General features: G+C 64.8%; 1 protein-coding gene. It reads right to left on the reverse strand.

The window, feature by feature from the left end; genetic code table 11:
• Positions 1–147 precede the first annotated feature (147 nt).
• Positions 148–512: zinc-binding dehydrogenase (locus tag ENZ74_RS33895; RefSeq protein WP_164761509.1), on the reverse strand; the 365-nt coding region annotated here is incomplete at its 5' end.

A 512-nucleotide genomic window follows, 5' to 3' on the forward strand; every position in this document is an offset into this window, starting at 1 on the left:
AACCGCGACGGGAAGTAATAGGCGCCTTCGAAGACGCCGCTGCCGAGCCGCAACCGGCCCGAACCTTCCTTCAACGTCCCTTGCCATTTGGCCGAGGCTTCACGAATTGTCATGGTCGTTCTCCCTTGGGTTTGAGGACTCGATGGGTCAGGCGCCGTCGATGATCACCTTCCCGAAGACGTCGCCCTGCTGGAAATAGCGATAGGCATCGCCGGCCTCGGTAAAGGCGAAGACCTTGTCGATGACGGGCCGCAGGCGGTGCTGCGAGACGGCGCGCAGCATGGCTTCGAGATTGGTCCGGCTGCCGACGAACAGGCGGCTGATGGTGGCGAGGCTGCGCTGGTAGAGTGCCGCCGGCAGCTGGATCGATCCGCCTTTCGCATCCTGCAGCGTCAAGAGCACGATGTGCCCGTAAAGCGTGCTGGCGATCAGCGACTGCGTGAAGGTCGCCGGGCCACCGGTCTCGACGACGAGATCGATGCCGCCGGTCTGGTCGCGGACGGCCGCGCCCC

It is taken from the genome of Mesorhizobium sp. M7A.F.Ca.CA.002.15.2.1 (assembly GCF_003998715.1).
Classification (GTDB): Bacteria; Pseudomonadota; Alphaproteobacteria; order Rhizobiales; family Rhizobiaceae; genus Mesorhizobium; species Mesorhizobium ciceri.